Source organism: Chryseobacterium sp. 2VB, assembly GCF_005503635.1.
Taxonomy (GTDB): Bacteria; Bacteroidota; Bacteroidia; order Flavobacteriales; family Weeksellaceae; genus Chryseobacterium; species Chryseobacterium cupriresistens.
On sequence record NZ_SCNC01000043.1, the window covers coordinates 1 to 15,669 of the forward strand.

Annotated in this window: 19 protein-coding genes and 2 tRNA genes; 12 read left to right on the forward strand and 9 right to left on the reverse strand. The window is 36.5% G+C overall.

Annotation, left to right across the window (positions count from 1 at the left end; translation table 11 throughout):
- Nucleotides 1-115 precede the first annotated feature (115 nt).
- A tRNA-Arg gene (locus FFS26_RS21925) sits at nt 116-189 on the reverse strand.
- A 14-nt stretch (nt 190-203) separates the two neighbouring features.
- Nucleotides 204-278, reverse strand: a tRNA-Pro gene (locus FFS26_RS21930).
- 240 nt (nt 279-518) lie between these two features.
- On the opposite strand from FFS26_RS21930, the gene FFS26_RS21935 reads away from it, so the two are divergent.
- From FFS26_RS21935 to FFS26_RS21990, 12 genes are all read left to right on the forward strand, one after another.
- Complete coding sequence (locus tag FFS26_RS21935) at nt 519-812, forward strand: hypothetical protein (RefSeq protein WP_110010822.1); 294 nt, start codon at nt 519-521, stop codon at nt 810-812.
- Nucleotides 813-955: 143 nt separating this feature from the next.
- The gene (locus tag FFS26_RS21940) at nt 956-1,660 is read left to right on the forward strand and encodes a hypothetical protein (RefSeq protein WP_137906161.1); all 705 of its coding nucleotides are present in this window, start codon (nt 956-958) and stop codon (nt 1,658-1,660) included.
- Nucleotides 1,661-2,100: 440 nt separating this feature from the next.
- Nucleotides 2,101-2,946, forward strand: coding sequence for a T6SS effector amidase Tae4 family protein (locus FFS26_RS23010; protein ID WP_110010820.1), 846 nt, complete (start codon nt 2,101-2,103; stop codon nt 2,944-2,946).
- Entirely contained in the window at nt 2,946-3,548 is a 603-nt protein-coding gene (locus FFS26_RS21950) for a hypothetical protein (protein ID WP_110010819.1), read from the forward strand. Before FFS26_RS23010 ends, FFS26_RS21950 begins: the two co-directional genes overlap by 1 nt.
- Before the next feature lie 128 nt (nt 3,549-3,676).
- The gene (locus tag FFS26_RS21955) at nt 3,677-4,201 is read left to right on the forward strand and encodes a thermonuclease family protein (protein WP_110010818.1); all 525 of its coding nucleotides are present in this window, start codon (nt 3,677-3,679) and stop codon (nt 4,199-4,201) included.
- 221 nt (nt 4,202-4,422) lie between these two features.
- The gene (locus FFS26_RS21960; RefSeq protein ID WP_110010817.1) at nt 4,423-5,172 is read left to right on the forward strand and encodes a sulfite exporter TauE/SafE family protein; all 750 of its coding nucleotides are present in this window, start codon (nt 4,423-4,425) and stop codon (nt 5,170-5,172) included.
- A 16-nt stretch (nt 5,173-5,188) separates the two neighbouring features.
- The gene (locus FFS26_RS21965) at nt 5,189-5,431 is read left to right on the forward strand and encodes a MoaD/ThiS family protein (protein WP_110010816.1); all 243 of its coding nucleotides are present in this window, start codon (nt 5,189-5,191) and stop codon (nt 5,429-5,431) included.
- Between the two features lie 5 nt (nt 5,432-5,436).
- Nucleotides 5,437-5,853: a molybdenum cofactor biosynthesis protein MoaE gene (locus FFS26_RS21970; RefSeq protein ID WP_110010815.1), complete on the forward strand. Its 417-nt coding sequence runs from the start codon at nt 5,437-5,439 to the stop codon at nt 5,851-5,853.
- A gap of 45 nt (nt 5,854-5,898) precedes the next feature.
- A complete protein-coding gene (fdhD, locus tag FFS26_RS21975; RefSeq protein ID WP_110010814.1) occupies nt 5,899-6,774 on the forward strand; it encodes a formate dehydrogenase accessory sulfurtransferase FdhD in 876 nt (291 codons plus the stop codon).
- Nucleotides 6,771-7,121: a DUF7009 family protein gene (locus FFS26_RS21980; RefSeq protein ID WP_110010813.1), complete on the forward strand. Its 351-nt coding sequence runs from the start codon at nt 6,771-6,773 to the stop codon at nt 7,119-7,121. Before fdhD ends, FFS26_RS21980 begins: the two co-directional genes overlap by 4 nt.
- Nucleotides 7,122-7,149: 28 nt before the next feature.
- The gene (locus FFS26_RS21985) at nt 7,150-9,552 is read left to right on the forward strand and encodes an FdhF/YdeP family oxidoreductase (RefSeq protein WP_110010812.1); all 2,403 of its coding nucleotides are present in this window, start codon (nt 7,150-7,152) and stop codon (nt 9,550-9,552) included.
- A gap of 32 nt (nt 9,553-9,584) precedes the next feature.
- On the forward strand, nt 9,585-10,502 hold the full coding sequence (locus FFS26_RS21990) for a bestrophin family protein (RefSeq protein WP_110010811.1): 918 nt from the start codon (nt 9,585-9,587) through the stop codon (nt 10,500-10,502).
- 54 nt (nt 10,503-10,556) lie between these two features.
- Here the strand turns inward: FFS26_RS21990 and FFS26_RS21995 are convergent, their stop codons facing one another.
- From FFS26_RS21995 to FFS26_RS22020, 7 genes are all read right to left on the reverse strand, one after another.
- Nucleotides 10,557-11,594, reverse strand: a complete 1,038-nt coding sequence (locus FFS26_RS21995; RefSeq protein WP_137906162.1) for a HesA/MoeB/ThiF family protein — start codon at nt 11,592-11,594, stop codon at nt 10,557-10,559.
- 11 nt (nt 11,595-11,605) lie between these two features.
- Entirely contained in the window at nt 11,606-12,214 is a 609-nt protein-coding gene (locus tag FFS26_RS22000) for an NTP transferase domain-containing protein (protein ID WP_110010809.1), read from the reverse strand.
- Nucleotides 12,195-12,671, reverse strand: a complete 477-nt coding sequence (gene moaC, locus FFS26_RS22005; protein ID WP_137906163.1) for a cyclic pyranopterin monophosphate synthase MoaC — start codon at nt 12,669-12,671, stop codon at nt 12,195-12,197. Before moaC ends, FFS26_RS22000 begins: the two co-directional genes overlap by 20 nt.
- A 7-nt stretch (nt 12,672-12,678) precedes the next feature.
- Nucleotides 12,679-13,878, reverse strand: coding sequence for a molybdopterin molybdotransferase MoeA (locus FFS26_RS22010; RefSeq protein ID WP_137906164.1), 1,200 nt, complete (start codon nt 13,876-13,878; stop codon nt 12,679-12,681).
- Nucleotides 13,879-13,880: 2 nt separating this feature from the next.
- A complete protein-coding gene (locus tag FFS26_RS22850; RefSeq protein ID WP_228449478.1) occupies nt 13,881-14,387 on the reverse strand; it encodes a hypothetical protein in 507 nt (168 codons plus the stop codon).
- 36 nt (nt 14,388-14,423) lie between these two features.
- Entirely contained in the window at nt 14,424-14,867 is a 444-nt protein-coding gene (locus FFS26_RS22855) for a radical SAM protein (protein ID WP_228449479.1), read from the reverse strand.
- A 239-nt stretch (nt 14,868-15,106) separates the two neighbouring features.
- A complete protein-coding gene (locus FFS26_RS22020; RefSeq protein WP_110010805.1) occupies nt 15,107-15,379 on the reverse strand; it encodes a GIY-YIG nuclease family protein in 273 nt (90 codons plus the stop codon).
- Nucleotides 15,380-15,669: the final 290 nt, after the last annotated feature.

The window sequence follows — 15,669 nt, forward strand, 5'->3', positions numbered from 1 at the left end:
CGCGAAAGGATTCGAACCTTTGCCGTCCCGATTGAAATCGGGATGCTCTATTCAATAATTATTGTTTGAGGGAATAAAAACAAAAAAGACTCACTGTTTCCAGTAAGTCTTTAAGTGAGCGCGAAAGGATTCGAACCTTTGACCGTCTGCTTAGAAGGCAGATGCTCTATCCAGCTGAGCTACGCACCCTAAATTTTTTTAAGTCGGGGCGGCAGGATTCGAACCTGCGACCTCCTGGTCCCAAACCAGGCGCGATGACCGGACTACGCTACGCCCCGAGAGTGTTATTAATAACGAATTTGCATCGTTTTTAGGGCTGCAAATTTGCAATACTTTTTGGAATAAAAAAAATAAAATTAAGAATATTTTTTAATTAATTTTCCTGAATTCTTTTTTATTACCTTTACCGGGTTAATAACCATAGACTTATCTTGTTTTAAAAAGTTTGAAAATTTTTCTTTTTTCCTCTTTTGGGATCTGCAATCATCTGTCCGTGGTATTTTATTTTTTAATCTAAAATGAAAACAAAGGATTTTTATAAGATTTACATTCCTGCGTTGGAAAAAGCATTCCAAAATGATTCTATTAATTTCGGTTTTTACGTTAAACCTCCGGAGGATTATCTAGATGCATACATAGCAGATCAGATTGATCAATGTCTGGAAGATCATCAAGAAGAATCTCTGAACAGAATAGCATATTATTTTGATGCGAAATCCCACAATTTCCCTTCCATTCGAGGTATTCGTATTGATTTATATAAAAAGGAGCTGATGAATGAAATGAGGAAACTGAAAATAACTTTTTATTAATAGCAGATCATTAAGATTTTAGGCAACAACGTGAAATCAGGGACTTGAAATCACAAAAAATGCCATCTATTTTAGATAATTATAAAAAACGAAAGATAATTTGCGAGTAAGACCATGTTATTAACCCAAAATCCCTAAAAAATATGAATTTTAAAACTAAAATAGTTATAATTTTATTATCCTCTTTATTAATTACGAATTGTAAGGAGGAAATGAAAAAATGTGTAAGTCAATCTACCGATACTAATGTAAAACTATATAATGATTTAACAGATCAGTTGATACCTTATTTTTTTCGAGAAGATTATTTAGGTGAAAAAAGATATTTTGATAGTTTAAGAGTTCATAATGAGGATTTATATATCGAAGAGAAGACAAAAGCGCACAACGAAATTTTTAATCATCCTGAAAAATTTTGCAATTTGTATATAGATTCTACTAAAAGTAAAAATACATATTTTGCTACAAGTAGTAAAAACTTTATTACAGGTCATCCCGAAGCTCATATAAATGACATAAAAAGTAGGAAGGAGCTTTTAAAAGAATTTTCCAATAATACAGATATTATTAAAAAATTAAGTACACGAAGTTCTATAAAAGCAAATCAATTTAATTTGTGTACCGCAAAAGTCCTGGATCTGGCAGAGTATGATAAACATACAAATGAATGTGAGATAGGTGTTGTCTATTTTTCAGAGATTGTATTTGATCCTTCTAAAAGAACAGCATTAGTTTTTGTTGACCATCGTATAAAAAAAGATTATTACGGGAGAAATGCTGTATTTAAACTAAGATTGCATGATAATTATTGGGAAATAGAAGATTTTACGTTAGTGTCAACTTCTTAATTTCCGGCTCTTTACATCCGCTCTGCAAAGTCTCCAGACTTTGAGGTAGGAAATCAAATAACTCAAATTTAATATTATGAAAACCTCGCAAAATGCGAGGTTTTTTAATTAAACAAAATGCACTAATCTCTATATTTGCCCCAGGAAATGGCACATACTTTTCCCTGTATTTCTATTCTCACAGACTACCGGAAAAGTGATCAAAATTTCAGACGGAGATATCATTACTTTACTGTTAAAAGGCAATCAGCAAAAAAGGTAAAGTTAAGGCTGGCTGAAGCCGAATGTCTGGAAAATAGAAAAAGGAGCTTTGTTTCGTGAAAAATAATAATGAGTGTTAGAATTATATTGCTTGGTGATCATTTCCGAACAATTAATTATATCACAATACAGGTGATTAGACGTCTCAGTTTTTCTTAAATTTACCATTCGGAGAAACAATGCTGGAGCAGCGAACAGGTGTATATGATAACCCATATAAGTTCAATGCAAAAGAATTGGATAGAGAAACAGGGCTGTATTATTATGGAGCAAGATATTATAATCCGAGAGCTAGTATTTGGTATGGGGTGGATCCGTTGGCAGTCTATCATCCTGTAATGGAAAATGAATTCTATGGGGACGGAGAACATAACGATGGAGTATATTATTGGGGAAATCTAAATCCTTATATTTATACTTACCAAAATCCAATTAGATATATAGATCCAAATGGGAAGCAAGTGGAATGGGAATTACTATATGATAAGTGGCCTAAAACACAAGATGATATGACCTGGAAAAATGGAGAAGTTTCTAATTTGGATATATTTTCTTATGTGTATGGTGAAAAATATGATAGAGATAATGAGGTATTAAGACTAGTTGGTCAAAAACCAATTAATATGACTAATGCATGTGCAACAAGAGGTTCTATAGCATGCAATAGAATAGGGTTTGGAAAGTATTTAAAACCAGATTTTAAAGGATTGTCTGGTAAAATGAAAGGTTTGAATATCACTTCAACAGAAGGAGAGTTTAAAAAAGTGTTAGACAAAATTTATAAAGGTAATGAAGATAAAATTATAAAAGTCGAAAATCCAACTTCTGAAGAACAAGTTCAAGAAGTTTTTGGTGGTAAAAAGGGCACTTTTATTATGATTGCAAAGAAAGACGTAAACTTTACAGGACATATAACAATATACAATGGAAAGAAAGTTATAGGTGGAAACAGTCACATGTATCTAAAGGATGCTCAAGCTGTTTACTTGTACGTTGCAGATAAAAATAATAAACAAAGTAAGTGATGAAAAAAATATTCATTGTTATAGTTTTTTTGCTATTTAATGTGATCATTTGGGGACAAACTCCTGTCGGAGATACCAAATATGAAAAATTAAAGACATTTTTAAAAAAAGATAGTTTGGCATTTCAACAGTTTTTAATGGCTAAAAAATGTTTTTGCAGAGAGAATTTTTTGACTCTTAATGAGCGTAGGGCTGTAAAAAAAACTAATCATTCTACTAAAGATTTAAATGAATTATTTCAAGTTTTAAAAAATGGAGGATATTTATTCTTCGTAGCAATTGATGCTCAAAAAATAGCCTCTTTTTTTAGTAATAAACTGATTGATGAATATGTTTCAAGTAGTGGACGTATCAGCGATGATGGTAATAGAATTGATAATAAAGATATACTATGCGAAACCATTTCTTCACAAACTAAATATAATTACAGTCAATACATTAGTTTCATTAACAATTTAGACAATTATATATTACCACTAAATAAAGGAACTACCTTTCTTAAAGAAGATACATACTTGGATGAATTGTACTACTATTATCCCGGTAAAAAAGAACGCTGGTATAATTTTAACGATGTTCATAAAGTATTGGATGTTGAATAATTCTCTCCACAAAGTCTCCCAACTTTGAGGCAAAAAAAAATCAAAAGTAACTTATTCAATATTAAAAAGACCTCGCAAAACGCGAGGTTTTTTAATTAAAAAGCCCCACTAATCCCTATATTTGCCTTATGAAACGACTAATGCTGCTGTACGTACTTTTCCCTTTATATCTATTCTCACAGACTACCGGAAAAGTGATCAAAATTTCAGACGGAGATACCATTACTTTACTGTTAAAAGGCAACCAGCAAAAAAAACTGAGGTTGGCTGAAGTCGATTGTCCGGAAAGTGGACAGGCGTTCGGTAAAAATGCGAAACAGTTTACTTCTGCTCAGGTTTTTGGGAAAACGGTAAGCTTTGTTGAAACGACTAAGGACCGTTATGGAAGATCCATTGCGAAAGTGTATTATGACGATGGGAAATACCTTTCCAAAGAGCTTATCAAAGCAGGATTGGGATGGTGGTATTTTTCCTATTCCAAAGATGCCTCTTTGGGAAAACTGCAGGAAACTGCACAACAAAAGAAAATAGGCCTTTGGCAGGATATTAATGCGGTTGCTCCCTGGGACTACCGTAAAATGAAACGTGAGCTTAGGAATACTAAGAAAATCGAGGCCGCTAAGAGCGCAACAAAAACAAAAGAAGCAGTGTAAATCTTTGGCCAAAGAAGTTTGAGAATAGAAATAAGTATTGGTTAATAACTCTTTATTGATAGGTCCAATAGTAACTTCCATCCTCAGGCTTCCATCTTCCATCCTTAAAAAACAATCTGCAACATCCTTCACCCAAATTATAATAGAAACTTTTAAGTGATAACCCTGAATGGCGCCCTAAAAATGAGTATTATTGTAAGAAAATTAATTCTGCAAAATATATGGGGCATTGGGAAATCTTTTTCTTTTTTTTAATTATCGCTTTCATTTATTCTTCTGTGGGATTTGGTGGAGGATCCAGTTACCTTGCTGTTCTGGCAATGTACAGTCTGCCTTATCAGGAAATACGGTTAACGGCACTTATCTGTAATGTTATTGTAGTAATAGGAGGCGTATTCATTTACATCAGAAATAAGCAGATTGATTGGAAGAAAATACTGCCGCTTACCCTTGTAAGTGTTCCCATGGCATACCTGGGAGCTGTTTTGAAAATAAGCCAGGAAACTTTTTTTCTGATATTAGGTGGCACCTTAATCATGGCTGCGCTGTTGCTGTGGATAAAGACAGAAGCAAAAAATGGAGAAAATCCTTCGGAATATAGAAAAGCTTCACTTTTCAAAAACGGATTTTTAGGAGGAGGAATCGGGTTTTTATCAGGATTGGTAGGCATTGGCGGCGGAATTTTTCTTTCCCCACTGTTAAACCTCATGAAATGGGATACCCCACGGAAAATTGCAGCGGCGTCAAGTGTTTTCATATTGGTAAATTCAATATCAGGAATCTTTGGCCAGTTATCTAAGCTGTCTGCAGATATGGATTATTTCAGAATTCTGAGTTTATGTTTTGCCGTGTTCATTGGTGGGCAGATCGGTTCCAGGATGTCCCTGAAATGGAATCCTTTAGTCATCAAAAGAATGACGGCTGTTCTGGTTCTGGTAGCCGGAATAAACGTTTTAATAAAATATTGGTAATAAGCTGCATATAAAAATGAAACTTAAAATACTGGCATTCGGAATAACGAAAGATATTTTCGGAACTTCAGAAAAAGAAATAGAAATACATGAAAAGGCAAACGTCAAAGCACTCAAGGAGCTTCTGGAAAAAAGCTTTCCGGAACTGAAAAAATTAAAATCCTATTTTATTGCCGTTGACGATGAATATGCAGAGGATGATCAGATCATAACAGTGTCTAACGAAATAGCAATAATCCCTCCGGTAAGCGGTGGATAATAAATATGGTTGATATAAAAATAACAGAACAAATCCTGGATCTTACAGATTGCTTTAGCTTTGCATCCGATCCTGCATGCGGAGGAATGGCATCATTTGTAGGAACAGTACGAAATCACACCAAAGGTAAATCTGTTACCCGCTTGGAATATGAATGCTATGAATCTATGGCAATTAAGGAAATACGGAAAATAACGGATAAAGCTATTTCTTTATTTTCGGTAAAAAATATTGTAGTTCATCACCGTACCGGAATTTTATTTCCAGGCGATGCTGCCGTGATCATCGTGGTGAGTGACGGGCATAGAAATGCTGTTTTCGATGCATGCAGCTTTATGATTGAAAATATTAAAAAGACCGTTCCCATATGGAAAAAAGAAATTTTTGAGGACGGAGAAGAATGGGTTTCTGCACACCCGTAGTTTGAGGAGTAAAATTTTGTACCTTTATGTATCAATTATTAAATTATGAAAGCCCATCTGTTATCAAATAAATCGGTAAAGCAGATAGAAATCGTCAAAGTTAAAGACAATGACAGTTTTCATTATACGGATGATGTTTCTGTTGAAGAACCTTTGGAAATAAGGGTTGCTTATCATTTAGCAGATAGAAAAGAGTCTAAAAACATCTCTGTAACCATGCGGACTCCCGGAAATGATGCAGAGCTTGCTGTCGGTTTTCTGTTTACAGAAGGAATTATTTCCAGCCATCAACAGGTTAAAAGCATATATTTTCCGGAGACAGAATGCTCCAGAAACAGCGAAAACATTGTTATTGTTGAACTTACAGAAGGTTGTATTCCTGAGCTTATGAAAGCCGACCGAAATTTTTATACCACTTCCAGCTGTGGTGTATGTGGAAAAGGATCCATAGAATCCATAAGAACAGTAAGCACTTTCCATAATCATACAAAACAAAACACAGAAATTTCCCTGGAAACTCTGTATCAACTATCTGAAAAGCTGCAGTCGTTTCAGAATAATTTCAGTGCTACGGGCGGTATTCATGCTTCCGGCATTTTTGACCTGGAAGGCAATCTTTTGGCACTGCGTGAAGATGTAGGAAGGCATAATGCGTTAGATAAAATTATAGGATATGCATTATCAGCAGATTTACTTCCTCTCGACAATAAAATTTTGGTTCTAAGCGGAAGAGCCAGTTTCGAGCTCATCCAGAAAGCAGCAATGGCAGGAATTACGATTGTTGCAGCAATAGGAGCGCCATCCAGCCTTGCAGTAGATCTGGCAAAAGAATTTGATATCACTTTGTTAGGCTTTCTCCGGGATAATAGGTTTAATATTTACCATTCAGGCAGCCATTTTAAAATTGAAAATTTGTTATGAAAATAAGAATTAAAGACAACTCAATACGATTCCGTTTGACCCAGTCTGAAGTTGCAGAATTAGGACAAAACGGAGTCATCTCAAGCTTTACTGAATTTGTAGACCGTCCGTTTATTTATTCTATCGAAAAAACGGACAACGAAGAGCTTTCAGCGGTTTTCATCGAAAACAGAATTGTACTGAAAATGCCTAAAGCTATGATAAATGAGTGGATTTCCACAGACAGGGTGGGTTTTGACGGACAATCAGGATTGGTAAAGCTTTTAGTAGAAAAAGATTTTGTTTGTATCGATAATACGTTGGAAGACCAAAGCGACAATTATCCCAATCCGAATATAAAATGCTAATTTTTTCATTTTTTTAAATTTAGAAATCATGGAAAACAAAGATTCATTCGATAAAATAAAAGAGGGTAGTAGATTACCTTCTGCAGAACCTCCATATAAATTGCTGGATTTGAAACTGAAACCGCCAAAAGCTTGGGCAGCTGGTGTTCCTGCTGTTATCCATTCATTGGACCAGTTGGTTCTCAATGCCTCTGTTCTTCGTGGAGGAAGAGCTCTTTTCAGTATGAATCAGTTTGATGGTTTCGATTGCCCAAGCTGTGCATGGCCCGACCCGGATGATGAACGTTCCAGATTGGGTGAATACTGTGAAAACGGAGCAAAGGCCTTAGCAGAAGAAGCTACCTCAAAAAAGATAGATGCAGCGTTTTTCAGAGAAAATTCGGTTTATGATTTAGCAAAACTGACGGATTTTGAAATCAGCCAGTTAGGAAGAATCGTGGAGCCTATGTATTTACCGAAAGGAGGAACCCATTATCAGCCGATAAGTTGGGATAATGCCTTTACAAAAATTTCCGAAAAATTAAACGCTTTGAATTCGCCTAACGAAGCCATATTTTATACTTCAGGAAGAACCAGCAACGAAGCAACCTGGGTATATCAGTTGTTCGCCCGTGAATTTGGAACTAATAATTTTCCGGACTGCTCCAATATGTGCCACGAAACTTCCGGTTATGCGCTTTCAAGAAGCATAGGTATCGGAAAAGGAACGGTAAAACTTGAAGACTTTTATGATACAGACCTCATCATTATCATCGGTCAGAATCCCGGAACCAATTCGCCGAGAATGCTTTCCGCATTAACCAAAGGAAAGAAAAACGGAGCAAAAATTATGGCAGTCAATCCGCTTCCTGAAGCCGGATTAAAAGGTTTCAGAAATCCTCAGGAAGTTCGTGCTTTGCTCAATAAGCCTTATGAATTGTCGGATTTATATCTTCCTGTCAAAATTAACGGAGATATGGCGCTTTTGAAAGCATTGCAAATTCTGGTATTGGAAGAAGAGGCTAAAAATCCGGGAAAAATTCTTGACCACGATTTTATCATTAATAAAACTGCGGGCTTCAATGAATTGGTTGAAGAATTAAAATTGTATGACCTCAATTTTTTATCCGAGGAATGCGGAATTCCGATTGAAAACCTAAGGGAAGCCGCACAAATGATTGCCTCAAAAAAACGTATTATCATTTGTTGGGGAATGGGAATCACACAACAGCACAACGGGGTGGAAATGATTTATAATATCGTGAACCTCCTGCTGATGAAAGGAAGCATAGGAATCCAGGGAGGAGGAGCCTGTCCTGTTCGAGGTCACAGTAATGTGCAGGGAAACAGAACGCTGCTTATTAACCACCATCCTACGACTGAACAACTGGACAGATTACAGGAATATTATGGCTTTAAAGTTCCGAGAGAAGGCGGTTATGATGTTGTGAATGCCCTGAAAGCGATGCACGAAGAAAAGGTAAAATTTATGTTCTGCATGGGAGGTAATTTCCTTTCTGCAGCACCGGATACAACCTTTACGGCAGAAGCAATGCGGAAGCTGGAAATGTCTGTAATCGTTTCTATAAAATTGAACAGAAATCATCTTATCCATGGGAAAGAAGCTCTTATTTTGCCGGTAATTTCCAGAAGTGAGAAAGATATGATCAATGGAGAACTTCAGCACGTAAGTACAGAAAACTCAATGGGTGTTGTGGAATGGTCAAGAGGTGTTCTGGATCCGATTTCTAAAAACCTGATCAATGAAACACACGTCGCCTGCAGAATGGCAAAAGCAGTTTTGGGTGAACGTTCTGTTGTAGATTGGGACAAATTTATCAACAGCTATGATGCCGTTCGTAATGATATCGAACAATGTATTCCCGGATTTGAAAACTATAACGAAAGGGTTGTTCAGAAAGGCGGTTTTTATCTTCCGAACGGACCAAGGGATGGTATTTTCAACAGTGAATTTTCTCCGGGAAAAGCTGCTTTCAATATAACAGCAGTGCCGGATAATTCGCTTGCAGATGATGAATATCTGATGGGAACAACCAGAACACATGATCAGTTTAATACAGTTGTATATGGTCTGAATGACCGTTACCGTGGGATTTTCAATGAAAGAAGAGTTGTCATGATGAATGAAAAAGATATAGAGAAAGCCGGTCTCAAAGAAGGTGACCACGTAGACCTTTTCAATTATGATGACGGAATTGAAAGAATTGCACCGCTTTTCATTGTTGTAAAATATCCAATTCCTCAGAAAAGCACTATGACCTATTTTCCGGAAACCAATGTATTGGTATCCATCAATAATGTAGTTAATGGAGCTAATATGCCTGCTTCCAAATATGTCCGTATCAAAATCCGAAAGCATAGTCCCGAAATTTTTAAAAGGATTGATGATCATGTCATTGCTGCAGCCGGAACAAGCCTCGAACAACCATAAAACATATTACTTAAGTAAATTATCATTTAGTAATGATCATAAGAAAAAAAGAACACTGGTTCAGAATGCTTTTTGTGTGGCACGGTTCTGTTTTGCCTGCTTTGCTTCCCCGTTTGGGATTGCTTTTAATCCTTTCTTTATTGGTGACTTATTTTCATGGAATAATACTCTCATTTAAAGTTCCGTTAAATCCTGCGCCACTGACGCTGTTTGGCTTTGTACTTGCCTTATTCCTCGGGTTTAGAAATAATGCCAGTTATGACAGATTTTGGGAAGGAAGAAAATTATGGGGTGCCTTGTTGAATACTACACGTGCATTGACTCGACAGGCAATGACTCTAAGCAATATAAAGAACGATACAATTTCTGTCCATAGCTTTGTTAACTTACTTAGTTGCTTTGTTTTTGCGCTGAAACATCAACTTAGAGGAACAGATGCTTATGAAGATTTAAAATCAAGGCTTAATGAAGACCAGCTGAAAATTGTTGCAGGATCAAAATATAAGCCGGCAGTTATTATGCGGTTGCTTGCAGAATGGGTTCAGAAAGCGAAGGATCAAGGTTACTTAGATTCTATCCAACAGGCGCGTTTTGATGAGAATTTTGATAAGCTTTCTGATATTTTAGGAGGTTGTGAAAGATTGGTTTCTACCCCGATTCCTTACAGTTACCGTGTTCTGTTGCATCGAACGGTGTATATTTATTGTTTTTTGCTGCCTTTCGGTCTTGTAGATTCGCTGGGATGGTTTACGCCTCTTATTGTCGTATTTGTAGCTTATACATTTGTAGCATTTGAAGCGATTGCAGATGAAATTGAGGAGCCTTTTGGAACGGATGCGAATGATTTAGCCTTGAACAGTATGTGTATTATGATTGATGAGACCATTCATGAGATGGTGGGAGAACATATTGCTGTTTCGCAGAAAATGACTCAGAATATTATTGATTGATGCTTAAAAAAGAAGATGATTATTACTTCTGAATGATTTTAAATTAAGAAGTATTTATTGTATTTTTTGAATGCCGTCTTTTAAAGAAAATACTTTCTTTTCAGGAAAGCTCTTTTTTATTTTTCTTACCGCTTCTGTACTTCGCTTCCCGGATTGACAATAAACCAGAATAGGTTTTGAACAACCCGAAATATAATCTGAATGATTCTGTAATTCTTCTGCAGGAAGATTGATTCCTCCTATATTAAACTGTTCATGCTCTTGCGATGTACGGACATCTATGATTTCAAAATGATCTTTCTTCTGCATCAGCTGCTCAAACGTAATGGTATCAACAGCCTGAGGTAAAGCTGTAATCTGCACAGAAGTTTTTCTTAATTTAATAATCTGTGTTTTGCCATTCAGAACATTCATCATCCAGAGTTTTCCTGCCAATGAATCCTCGGGATTTGTAAAATATTTTATGGCCTCATTAGCCTGCATACATCCTACAATGCCTGCCAGTGTAGGAAGCACGCCGCCTTCTCTGCAGTTCGGAACCTGTGATTCTTCCGCATTCGGAAAAACATCACGGTAATTGGGAGAGTAAGTACCGTCTTTCTGTATAACATTCCAGATACTTACCTGGCCTTCGTATTGGTAAATAGCACCATATACCAAAGGTTTTCCCGTCAGTACACAAGCGTCATTCAGCAGACATTTTGTTTCAAAATTATCTGTTCCATCAATAATCAGATCAAATTCAGAAATCAGATCCATTACATTTTCAGAGGTTACGCGGAAATTTAACGGAATGATTTTTACTGTTGGATTTTGCTGTTGTAACTTTTTAGTAGCAATATCAACTTTTGATTTTCCTATATCTTCCGGAGCATATAAAATCTGGCGGTGAAGATTGCTTTCAGAGACGGTATCATTATCGGCAAGACCAATTGTTCCTATACCTGAAGAAGCAAGATATTGTGCCGAAGGACAGCCAAGCCCTCCCATACCTACGATCAGAACTTTAGCGTTTTTAAGAAGTTCCTGAGACGAAGCTCCAAATCCGGGTAAAGCCATCTGGCAATGATAACGTTCAAGCGGGTTACTCATCTGTTTCTGTCTTAAATCTGTTTTCTTAAAATTTCCTGGGCTTTTTCCCTATCTTCGGGAGTATTCACATTCATTAAAGAATCCGGGTTGCCTGGTTTCAGAATCAATATATCACTGTTGATAAGAACTTTTCTTGGGCAGGTAATTCCTGATCCTAAAAAATTGAGGAGCAAAGGATAGCTTTTGGCCTCCCAGATAGTAATTAATGGTTCCGGTAATCCGTCAAAAGGACTTTCGTAAGTGGTGGCTGCTTTTTCTATATTCCTGTTTTCAATTAAAAACTCTAACGATTTTTCATCCAATAAAGGTAAATCACAGGCAACGACCAACCATGCTGTATCTCTTTGGGAGCGTAATGCCGAAAGAATTCCGCCGAAAGGTCCCATATTCAGAAAAGTATCAGTAAGGGCATTGTAATTTGGATCAAAATTTTCCAGCTGGTCTTGTCTGCAGGAAATGAAAACTTCGTTACAAAACGGAGCTAAAAGATCAGCGGCAAAATACCGTTGCTCTTTGCCATGCCAGCTGATTTTATCTTTAGGGTTCCCCATTCGCTGGCTTTTTCCCCCTGCCAGTACCAGCCCGTTTAATTTGGGAACATCAGTCTCTTTTGAAATCATTTTTTCCTCCGGATTTTTCGATGAGTTGTATTTCTTTGATTACGATGTCATGACTCATGGCTTTGCACATATCATACATAGTAAGTGCGGCAACAGATGCGCCTGTCAATGCTTCCATTTCGATGCCTGTTTTAGCTTCGATTTCGGCAGTACAATAGATTTCAATTTCATTTTGAGCATTAATTTCAATATCTATTTCACAGTTGTCCATACCAATAGGATGGCAGAGAGGAATCAATTCTCCCGTTTTTTTTGCTGCCATTATTCCTGCAATGATAGCAGTTTGGAAAACTGAACCTTTTTTAGTTTTAAAATCATCTTTCTGAAGCGCTTCCAGAATATGTTCAGGAAGTATTACAATAGCTTTGGCAGTGGCTTTCCGGTGGGTAACTTTTTTACCGCCTACATTCACCATACCGGGCTGTTCTTTTTTATTAAGATGTGAAAAATTTGTCATGATTACATTAAAAATTATATCTCCAGATTTTATAGACTTCGCCTTTCTTAAACATAGTTTTTTCCAGAGGAAGTTCTATAAATGCATCGGTTTCCGCAAGATGGGAAAAATCTCCGGAACCATTGGTATTTACTGATTCTGCAATCAACTTCCCTGATGGATTCATGCTGAGTTTAACCTGGGCGAAATATTGTAATGAAAAAGGGAAATCTATATCATTTTGTAAAACAGCATATTGGGGATTTTCCGGGATTCCCAAAGATTTTTCCAGCCAGGGAATAAAATACCGGTGCAGGCACATGAATACGGAAACCGGGTTTCCAGGGAATGCAAAAACCAATTTTCCGTTTTGGCTTTTTCCAAACCAGAAAGGTTTTCCCGGTCTTTGTCTTATTTTATGAAAAATTTTCTCTATTCCCAGTTCATCACAGGCTTTGGGCAGATAATCGAATTTCCCCATAGAAACCCCGCCGCTCATCAGCAAAATATCATAATTTTCGATGCATTGGGAAAGTTCCTTTTTTATGAATTCAAAATCATCATTCCAATGCAGCCAGTCAGCATTTATTCTGTATTTTTCCAAAACGGATTTTATAGTAATTCCGTTGGAGCGTCTTAACTGAAATGGAGTAGGGATCGTTTCAGGTGGTACCATTTCGTCCCCTGTGGAAATAATGGCTACTTTGGGAAGTCTTTTCACTGTTAGAAATGTTTTTCCCACTGACGCAGCAATCCCGAGAATAGATGGAGTTATCACTTGATTGGCTTTTACCAATATTTCTCCTGCCTTTTTATCTCTTCCTTTCAGATGGATATTCTGTCCTTTTTTAACATCGATAGTAATGCTTGCAAAATTGTTGTTTATCGAAATATCTTCATAACGAATGACAGTGTCCATTGAAGAATCCAAAGCTGCTCCGGTCATAATTTCTATGCATTCGTTTTCGTCATCAATAGAAACTGGAACTTCTCCCGCTGCCTGTACAGCTTTGATGGTAAAGGTGTGAATTCCTTTTTCAAACGAATTAAAACTGATGGCAATTCCATCTACTGTTGACCTGTCAAATGGCGGCAAATCGCGATCTGCCAAAATATTTTCTGCTAAAATTCTTCCTAAGGCATTTTCATAGAAAATCTCCTCGGTTCCGAAGTCTTTGATTTGGGAAAGTATAATCTCTTCTGCCTGCTGTACGCTAATCATTTCCATAGTTATCCTCCTATTGTTGCCATTGACTGATGGATTTGTGAGGCGGTTAAACTCAGTTTCTGAGCTTCCCAGCCGTCTTTCGGTTTTTTGTGTATGCTGCTGATAATTATGTTTTTCAACTCTTCATCTGTTTTTCCCATACGGATTTCATTTTTTAGATTGACACCGGTTCCTTCATATAAACAGGTTCTGAGAATACCGGAAGGAGTGATTCTTATTCTGTTGCAGTCTCCACAAAATGAACGGGTATAAGCTGCAATGATTCCAATATTTCCTGTAAAGCCTGGGATCTTATAACTGTAAGACGTTGAGCTTTTAGGATCATCTGTCTTTTGGATTTCTGGGAAATGATCTTTAATATAGCTGTAAATTTGTGTAAAATTCCATTTCAGGGAAATATCAGTATCACTTCCGTTAAAAGGCATTTCTTCAATAAAGCGGACATCTACCGGAAGCTCTTTTGCGAGCATCACCAATGGAATGATATCCTCAGTATTTTCCCCTTCCATGACTACCGTGTTGATTTTTACTTTTATATGATGTTGTTATAAACTGTCTAAAGTTTTCATCACCTGATCAAAACTATTTCTTCTGGTGATTCGGAAAAAGCGTTCCTTATCGAGTGTATCAAGGCTTAAGTTGACAGATTTGATCCCGAATTTTTTAAGTTGCGGAATATACTGTTCTGTAAGAAGACCGTTGGTTGTTATACTGAGATCGGTAAGTCCATCTAATTGCGATATATTTTGGATGAGTTCAATACTGTTTTTACGGACGAAAGGCTCTCCTCCTGTTATCCTGATTTTATCGACTCCCATTTCTGTAAATACCGAACAGATTCTGAGCATTTCTTCATCAGTCATTAATTCATTTTGCTTGATCCAGCTAAGACCGTTTTCCGGCATACAGTAAGTACATCGGAGATTACACCGGTCTACAATAGCAAGCCGGAGATAATTTATGCTCCTTCCAAATTGATCTGTCAACATTTAAATACAATAAGTCCTATTACAAATATACTGAATGTTTCTTCTGAAAGAGAGAATTTTAGCTTAAATCCGATCAAAGAACCTGATATCCTGATTCATACCGCCGGGGAAAATATAAAAATCGTTTTGATCAGTGGATGGCGAATATTTTATAGAATAAATAAAAACAAAAAACCTCACAATAAAAATTGTGAGGTTTTTTGTGAGCGCGAAAGGATTCGAACCTTTGACCGTCCCGATTAAGAATCGGGATGCTCTATCCTTTGTGTTGCATGTATGAGTTTTTGAATTCTAGATTTACTTTTCCATGCCTTAATCTCTCTTTCTCTTTTATATGCTGAAGATTTTGAGTCAAAATTTTCAAAATATACTACAATCCAATCTTTAGCTTTTGAAGTATATCCTTTATGATCTGATAAATGTTTTCTTAATCTTTCCTGTAAAGGCTCTGAGGAATGTCCCACATAGAATTTATCCAAAGATTTAGAATGAAGTATATAACAATAACACATAGAACTAATATAAACAAAAAGTTCATGATTTTTCGATGAAAATAAATCGTGCAGATCAATTTGTATGTAGTTAATAAAAACAAAAAACCTCACAATAAAAATTGTGAAGTTTTTTGTGAGCGCGAAAGGATTCGAACCTTTGCCGTCCCGATTGAAATCGGGATGCTCTATCCTGTTTGATTCATTAAAATTGTTGGATTGTAAAATAAAATTGTAAGCTTTTAAAAACAAAAAACCTCACAATAAAAGTTGTGAGGTTTTTTGTGAGCGCGAAAGGATTCGAACCTTTG